The organism is Streptomyces katrae (genome assembly GCF_000966975.1).
GTDB classification, from domain to species: domain Bacteria; phylum Actinomycetota; class Actinomycetes; order Streptomycetales; family Streptomycetaceae; genus Streptomyces; species Streptomyces katrae.
Genome location: NZ_JZWV01000778.1, coordinates 1 through 7,685, shown reverse-complemented (window position 1 = coordinate 7,685; position 7,685 = coordinate 1). Strand labels below are relative to the sequence as shown.

General features: G+C 72.2%; 8 protein-coding genes and 1 pseudogene. 3 read left to right on the top strand and 6 right to left on the bottom strand.

The window, feature by feature from the left end; all coding sequences use genetic code 11:
• The coding region (locus VR44_RS26350; RefSeq protein ID WP_045950093.1) for a metal-dependent hydrolase at positions 1-358 on the bottom strand (358 nt) is incomplete at its 3' end.
• 84 nt (positions 359-442) lie between these two features.
• Between VR44_RS26350 and VR44_RS26345 the strand changes: the two genes are divergently transcribed.
• The 3 genes from VR44_RS26345 to VR44_RS26335 all read left to right on the top strand — a co-directional run bounded on the left by VR44_RS26345 (position 443) and on the right by VR44_RS26335 (position 4,497).
• Complete coding sequence (locus VR44_RS26345) at positions 443-3,025, top strand: DEAD/DEAH box helicase (RefSeq protein WP_094191926.1); 2,583 nt, start codon at positions 443-445, stop codon at positions 3,023-3,025.
• Positions 3,026-3,131: 106 nt separating this feature from the next.
• Positions 3,132-4,034: an acyl-CoA thioesterase gene (locus VR44_RS26340; protein ID WP_045950091.1), complete on the top strand. Its 903-nt coding sequence runs from the start codon at positions 3,132-3,134 to the stop codon at positions 4,032-4,034.
• A 61-nt stretch (positions 4,035-4,095) separates the two neighbouring features.
• Positions 4,096-4,497 (top strand): YchJ family protein, encoded by a 402-nt coding sequence (locus VR44_RS26335; protein ID WP_045950090.1) that lies wholly within the window; start codon positions 4,096-4,098, stop codon positions 4,495-4,497.
• Here the strand turns inward: VR44_RS26335 and VR44_RS26330 are convergent.
• The 5 genes and pseudogenes from VR44_RS26330 to VR44_RS26310 all read right to left on the bottom strand — a co-directional run.
• Positions 4,461-5,285 (bottom strand): DUF6397 family protein, encoded by an 825-nt coding sequence (locus tag VR44_RS26330; RefSeq protein WP_157880411.1) that lies wholly within the window; start codon positions 5,283-5,285, stop codon positions 4,461-4,463. The genes VR44_RS26335 and VR44_RS26330 overlap by 37 nt on opposite strands.
• Positions 5,286-5,398: 113 nt before the next feature.
• Entirely contained in the window at positions 5,399-5,797 is a 399-nt protein-coding gene (locus tag VR44_RS26325; protein WP_045950089.1) for a roadblock/LC7 domain-containing protein, read from the bottom strand.
• A gap of 291 nt (positions 5,798-6,088) precedes the next feature.
• A complete protein-coding gene (locus VR44_RS26320; RefSeq protein ID WP_045950088.1) occupies positions 6,089-6,733 on the bottom strand; it encodes a GTP-binding protein in 645 nt (214 codons plus the stop codon).
• Positions 6,733-7,113 (bottom strand): DUF742 domain-containing protein, encoded by a 381-nt coding sequence (locus tag VR44_RS26315; protein WP_045950087.1) that lies wholly within the window; start codon positions 7,111-7,113, stop codon positions 6,733-6,735. Before VR44_RS26315 ends, VR44_RS26320 begins: the two co-directional genes overlap by 1 nt.
• 17 nt (positions 7,114-7,130) lie before the next feature.
• Positions 7,131-7,505: pseudogene (locus VR44_RS26310) on the bottom strand (roadblock/LC7 domain-containing protein); the annotation flags it as partial.
• Positions 7,506-7,685: the final 180 nt, after the last annotated feature.

Below are 7,685 nucleotides of genomic sequence, written 5' to 3'. Positions count from 1 at the left end.
GCTCGAAGCTCACGGCCAGCGCGGAGGAGCCGGCGCCTATGAGGGCCGCCCACAGCCAGGTGTGGGTCAGGGTGCGGTGGCCTCCGCTGCGGCGGGCGTCGCGCGGCGAGCGGGTCGCCTTGTAGACGGCGTAGGAGATCTTGTCGACGACCTCGCACAGGCCCCGGGACAGCGGCCCGAAGGCCCGGGAGATCGTCGCCGACTTGTGGTCGAGGTCGGGGGCGAGGGCCGCGCCGGCGCAGATCAGTGCGCCGACGACCAGTACGGGCCAGGGCATCGGGTGTCCGGCGGCCGCGGTCGCGGCGCCCACCCCCAGCCAGGCCGCCGCCCCGGACAGCGAGTGCGCCGGACCCATCATGCTCGTTTCCCGCCCCGGTCCTGTGGTGGTGCGGCCCCGTCGACGTCTTCGGTCGGGCCGCCTCGACGGCCCAGCGTACCGGCGATGATCTTCTTTCCGTCCGCCGGTTCCCTCTTCCGGCGGGAAGCCAGGCAAGATGGGGGCGTGACCCTCATTGATCAGCTCCCGCCGACCGCCGACCCCGACGCCCTCTTCGAGGCTTTCTCCTCGTGGGCGGAGGACCAGGGCATCACCCTGTACCCGGCGCAGGAGGAGGCGCTGATCGAGGTCGTCTCGGGCGCGAACGTGATCCTTTCGACTCCGACCGGCTCCGGCAAGAGCCTCGTGGCGGCGGGCGCGCACTTCACCGCGCTGGCGCAGGACAAGGTCACCTTCTACACCGCCCCGATCAAGGCGCTGGTGTCGGAGAAGTTCTTCGACCTGTGCAAGCTGTTCGGCACCGAGAACGTCGGCATGCTGACCGGCGACGCCTCCGTGAACGCGGACGCCCCGGTGATCTGCTGCACCGCCGAGGTGCTGGCCTCCATCGCCCTGCGCGACGGCAAGTACGCCGACATCGGCCAGGTCGTGATGGACGAGTTCCACTTCTACGCGGAGCCGGACCGCGGCTGGGCCTGGCAGATCCCGCTCCTGGAGCTGCCGCAGGCGCAGTTCGTCCTGATGTCGGCGACGCTCGGCGACGTGAAGCGGTTCGAGGAGGACCTGACCCGGCGCACGGGCCGGCCGACCTCGGTGGTCCGCTCCGCGACCCGGCCCGTGCCGCTCTCCTACGAGTACGTGACCACACCGATCACGGACACCATCACGGAGCTGCTGGAGACCCGGCAGGCGCCGGTGTACATCGTGCACTTCACCCAGGCCCAGGCGGTCGAGCGGGCGCAGTCGCTGATGAGCATCAACATGTGCACCCGCGAGGAGAAGGACAAGATCGCGGAGCTGATCGGCAATTTCCGCTTCACCACGAAGTTCGGCCAGAACCTCTCCCGCTACGTCCGCCACGGGATCGGCGTGCACCACGCGGGCATGCTGCCCAAGTACCGGCGGCTGGTGGAGAAGCTGGCCCAGGCCGGTCTGCTGAAGGTCATCTGCGGTACCGACACCCTCGGCGTGGGCGTCAACGTCCCGATCCGCACGGTGCTGTTCACGGCGCTGACCAAGTACGACGGCAACCGTGTGCGCACGCTGCGGGCCCGTGAGTTCCACCAGATCGCCGGCCGCGCGGGCCGGGCGGGCTTCGACACGGCCGGGTTCGTGGTCGCGCAGGCGCCCGAGCACGTCATCGAGAACGAGAAGGCCCTCGCGAAGGCCGGCGACGACCCGAAGAAGCGCCGCAAGGTGGTGCGCAAGAAGGCTCCCGAGGGCTTCGTCGCCTGGTCGGACACCACGTTCGAGAAGCTGATCGCCGCCGACCCGGAACCGCTGACCTCCCGTTTCAAGGTCACCAACATCATGCTGCTGTCGGTGATCGCCCGTCCGGGCGACGCCTTCCAGGCGATGCGCAGCCTGCTGGAGGACAACCACGAGCCGCGCAAGGCCCAGCTGCGGCACATCCGCCGGGCCATCGCGATCTACCGGTCGCTGCTGGACGGCGGCGTCGTGGAGAAGCTCGACACCCCGGACGCCGAGGGCCGCACCATCCGGCTCACCGTCGACCTCCAGCAGGACTTCGCGCTGAACCAGCCGCTGTCCACCTTCGCGCTGGCCTCTTTCGACCTGCTGGACCCGGAGTCCCCGTCCTACGCCCTGGACATGGTCTCGGTCGTGGAGTCCACGCTGGACGACCCGCGCCAGATCCTGGCTGCCCAGCAGAACAAGGAGCGCGGAATCGCGGTCGGCGCGATGAAGGCGGACGGGATCGAGTACGAGGAGCGGATGGAGCGGCTCCAGGAGGTCACCTACCCCAAGCCGCTGGAGGAGCTGCTCGTGCACGCCTACGACGTGTACAGCAAGAGCCACCCGTGGGTCCGTGACCACCCCGTCTCGCCGAAGTCGATCATCCGCGACATGTACGAGCGGGCGATGACCTTCACCGAGTTCACCTCCTTCTACGAGCTGGCCCGCACCGAGGGCATCGTGCTGCGCTACCTGGCGAGCGCCTACAAGGCCCTCGACCACACCATCCCCGACGACCTGAAGTCCGAGGACCTCGAGGACCTGATCGCCTGGCTGGGCGAGCTGGTCCGCCAGGTCGACTCCAGCCTCCTCGACGAGTGGGAGCAGCTGGCGAACCCGGAGGTGGAGACGGCGGAGCAGGCCCAGGAGAAGGCCGACCAGGTCAAGCCGGTCACGGCCAACGCCCGCGCCTTCCGCGTCCTGGTCCGTAACGCGATGTTCCGCCGGGTCGAGCTGGCGGCCCTGGACCACGTCGACCAGCTGGGCGAGCTGGACGCCGACGCGGGCTGGGACGCCGACGCCTGGGGCGAGGCCATGGACGCCTACTGGGACGAGTACGACGACCTGGGCACGGGCCCCGACGCGCGCGGCCCGAAGCTCCTGCAGATCGAGGAGGACCCGGCGCACGGCCTGTGGCGCGTCCGCCAGACCTTCGCCGACCCGAACGGCGACCATGGCTGGGGCATCAGCGCCGAAGTGGACCTCGCCGCGTCCGACGAGGAGGGCCGGGCCGTGATCCGGGTCACCTCGGTCGGCGAACTCGGCCGGCTCTGACCTCCCCCGGACCCCGTCCGGGGGAACCCCCGACCCGCACGCCACCCGGCCGGGCGGACCCGCCCGGCCCGCCGGCCCCGCCGGAGACGACAGTGGAGAGCCTGTGATGACGAACCCCGCCGAGAGACTGGTCGACCTGCTCGACCTGGAGCAGATCGAGGTCAACATCTTCCGGGGGGCCAGCCCCCAGGAGTCCCTCCAACGCGTGTTCGGCGGGCAGGTAGCCGGCCAGGCCCTGGTGGCGGCCGGCCGGACCACCGAGAGCGACCGCCCGGTGCACTCCCTCCACGCGTACTTCCTGCGCCCGGGGATCCCCGGGGTACCGATCGTGTACCAGGTGGAACGGGTGCGTGACGGGCGCTCCTTCACCACGCGCCGGGTCACCGCCGTCCAGCAGGGCAAGACCATCTTCAACCTGACCGCCTCCTTCCATCACCCGGAGGAGGGCAGCATCGAGCACCAGCTGCCTCCCCGCCTCGACTTCCCCCATCCGGACGCGCTCCCGAAGGTCGTGGACGAGATCCGCGAGCACCTCGGCGCACTGCCCGAGGCCCTGGAGCGGATGGCCCGCCGCCAGCCCTTCGACATCCGGTACGTGGACCGGCTCCGCTGGACCCCCGAGGAGCTCAAGGACGCCGATCCGCGCAGCGCGGTGTGGATGCGGGCGGTCGGCCCCCTGGGTGACGACCCGCTCGTCCACACCTGCGCCCTCACCTACGCCAGTGACATGACCCTCCTCGACGCCGTGCGCATCCCCGTGGAGCCGCTGTGGGGCATGCGCGGTTTCGACATGGCCTCCCTGGACCACGCCATGTGGTTCCACCGGCCGTTCCGGGCGGACGAGTGGTTCCTGTACGACCAGGAGTCGCCCATCGCCCACGGCGGCCGCGGCCTGGCCCGCGGCCGGATCTACGACCTGGAGGGCAGGCTGCTGGTCTCCGTGGTCCAGGAGGGCCTCTTCCGCCCCTATCCGGCGGAGAAGGCGAGGCCTGCCGTGTCCCCGCAGTAGGCGCGGCCGTCCCTCCTCCGCGTCCCCCGTCCGTCACCGTCCCGAAGAACTGAGCGCACCCATGACCAGCCCGGTCCTCCCCTGCCCCTGCGGGCTGCCCGCCGCCTACCCGGCCTGCTGCGGCCGCTTCCACTCCGGCGCGCAGCAGGCACCCACCGCCGAACTGCTGATGCGCTCGCGCTTCAGCGCCTTCGCGGTCGGCGACACCGCCTACCTGCTGCGGTCCTGGCACCCGTCGACCCGTCCGGGCCGGCTCGACCTCGACCCGGAGCAGCGCTGGGAGCGGCTGGAGATCCTCGGGACCGCCCGCGGCGGGATCTTCGACACCGAGGGGTCGGTGGAGTTCCGCGCCCACTACCGCGAGGGCGGGCACACCGGATCGCTCCACGAGCACAGCGCCTTCTCCCGGGAGGGCGGCGCCTGGGTCTACGTCGGCCCCCTCTCCCCCGTCGAGTTCGACTGACCCCGCGCGCCGGTGAGGGCGAACTCCAGGCTGGCGCGGTACCGGCCGGCCTCTTCCGGCGGCTCCGCCAGCAGCAGGGGCCCGGCCACCGCCGCGGCCGCCGGGACCTGCGGGTGGCCGTAGGGCGGGGGCGGTGCGAGCGCGGCGAGCACGATGCGCTCCGCCGGGTCGGGAACGGCAGCCCGTACCTCCTCGTCCGGGAGGACGGAGGCCAGCACCGCCGCCCGCTCCCAGGGGTCGGCGGTCCGTCTCAGCAGCAGCCCCACGTGCCGCTCCCGCCACCTGCGCGGACGCAGGTCCGCCCCGGCGGCCATCAGCTCCCGGTCCCGCGGGGGTGCGGACCCGGTCAGCAGCCGAGGCTCCCGGGCGGCGAACTCCCGCAGCTCCGCGGCCAGATAGAGCCAGACGAGGGCCCGGTAGCGGTTGACCCGGTAGCCGACGGGGCTGAGGTGCCCGCACCGGGCGAGCCGGGTGAACCGGGTCGGCCCGGTCCCCAGCACCCGCGCCGCATGCTCCGCGCCAGCCACCGTCTCTACCTGCGCGCGCAGCACCTCCGGATGCCCCCGCTCCGCTTTGACCCGCTCCAGCTCGGCCCGGGCGAACCGGGCTGCCCCGCCTGCCGCCCGGGGGCCCTGACGCACCAGCCCCAGCTGGACGGCCCGGGCGAACTCACCCCGCCCGAGCCCCAGTTCCGCGGCGGCCCGGGAGCCGGCCAGCAACGGCTCCGGCCGCGCGTCCCCCCGTAGAGCCGCCCCGACGGGCGCGCACTTCCTCGCTTCCACCTTCATCACGGTCCTCCCCCACGACTGGCGATCACCCATGGCGATCACTCTGTGTGAAGACCGTAACCGAGCGCTACGACATCGCGCCCGGCCTGTGGATAACTTTCCCACGAGGCCGCTCAGCCCCCGGTGATCCGCCGCTCCGCGACGCCCAGGTGCTCACCCACCCGGTTGACCAGCAGCGTCATCTCGTACGCGACCTGCACGATGTCCGCCTCGGCGGCGCTCAGCGCGCACAGGCTGCTGCCCGAGCCCGCCGCCACCACGAAGAGGAAGCCCTCGTCGTACTCGACCATCGTCTGGCGCACCTCACCCGCCCGGAAGTGCCTCCCGGACCCCTTCGCCAGGCTCTGCAGCCCGGCCGCGACCGCGGCGAGGTGCTCGGAGTCCTCCCGCGCCAGGCCCGCGCTGGCCGCCGTCACCAGCCCGTCGTTCGACAGCACCACCGCGTGGCGCACCTGCGGGACCCTGCGCGTCAGATCGTCCAGCAACCAGTCGAGCTGCTTGTCCAGTGCCATTTCCAGCCCCTCCCCGTTGACCCGGCCTTCGTGGCCGCGCCCTCCCCGCGTGGTCGTGCCGCAAGCCTTGCCCACCAGGGGCTTTCCGGCAAGGAGGATGGACGCACGGCACGGAAGATGACTCAAGAGGAATGGCGGGCGTCCCTCCGGCCCGCCACCCCCGCCGGGACGCCGCCGCCGGCGCACCAGGACGCAAGCCCGTACACCGCTCCCCATCTGGTCCGTTCCCCACGGCGCCCGCCCCGTGTTCCCCACCGCCGACAACACCGTCAAGAGGCGGATTCCGGCCCTTCACACGGAGCCGGCCTGCGGGCCCACCGAGTCCAGCAGCCGGGCGGTATGGACCCGCCCCGCGTACTCCACCAGCCGGATCAGCACCTCCTTGCCCGAGTCCCGGTCCCGCGCGTCGCACAGCACCACCGGCGTCCCCTGCTCCAGGTCCAGCGCCCGTGACACCTCGTTCGCCCCGTAACGCCGCGCGTCCGCGAAGCAGTTGACGGCGACCACGAAGGGGATCCGCCGGTGCTCGAAGTAGTCCACCGCCGGAAAGCAGTCCTCCAGCCGCCGGGTGTCGGCGAGCACCACCGCCCCGAGCGCCCCCTGCGAGAGCTCGTCCCACAGGAACCAGAAGCGGTCCTGGCCCGGAGTCCCGAACAGGTACAGCGACAGCCCGGACCGGATGGTGATCCGCCCGAAGTCCATGGCCACGGTGGTGGTGGTCTTTCGTTCCACCCCGCCGGTGTCGTCGACCAGTTCGCCCGCCTCGCTCAGCAGCTCCTCCGTCCGCAGCGGACGGATCTCGCTGACCGCGCCGACCAGCGTCGTCTTGCCCACCCCGAACCCGCCCGCCACCAGGATCTTCAAGGCGAGCGCGGCCAGGTCCCCGTCGCTCGAAAGGGCACCCGTCTCCCCCGGTCCGTCGTCGTGCAGTCCCATCACAGCGCCCTCAATCCCTCGATGACTTCCCGCAGAATGCGCAGCTCCGGCAACCGGGCGGGCGGCACCGGACGGCTGACCTTCACCTGCCCCGCTTCGAGCAGGTCCCCCAGCAGCACCCGCACCACGCCCACCGGAAGGTCCGCTTCGGCGGCGAGCTCGGCGACCGACTGGGTCTCCGAGCGGCAGAGCCCCAGCAGGGCCCGGTGTTCGGGCCCCAGCAGCCCCTCGTCCCCCACAGCGCCGCCCCCGGGATCGACCGCGACGAGGGCGATGAGGTCGAAGCGGACCCCGTGGGGTCCGGGTTTCGTCCGCCCTCCGGTCATGGCGTACGGGCGGACCAGCGGACCCGCGTCGGCGTCGTACCACCGGCCGTCCATGTTCCGGGCCGCCGCTCTCACCCTGCGGCCGGCGGGTGGTGGGCCGCGAACCGGGGCGGGGTGTAGAGGTGTTCGCCGACCCGCTTCACCAGCCGGGCCATCTCGTACGCGATCAGGCCGATGTCCGCGCCGGCGGTGCTGAGGACGGCCAGACAGGACCCGTCCCCGGCGGCCGCGACGAAGAGGAACCCCTGGTCCATCTCCACCAGCGTCTGACGCACGCCCCCGGCGTGGAAATGCCGGCCCGCGCCCTTGGCGAGGCTGTGGAAGCCGGAGGCCACGGCGGCCAGGTGCTCGGCGTCCTCCCGGCTCAGTCCGCTCGAGGAGCCGACCGCGAGCCCGTCGTTGGACAGGAGCACCGCGTGCCGGACCTCCCGGACCCGCCTCACCAGTCCGGCTCCCCGGTCCGGCGGACGCCTTCGGGACCGGCCCTGTGGTGTTCGAGCATCACACTTCTCCTTCGCTGTCTGCGTGGGGGGATTCGTCCCGGGAGCCGCGCGCCCGGCCGGCCCGGTAGGCCGCCATCCGGTCCCGCGCCTGCTCGGGACTCCGGTCCGGCGGCTCCTCGGCGG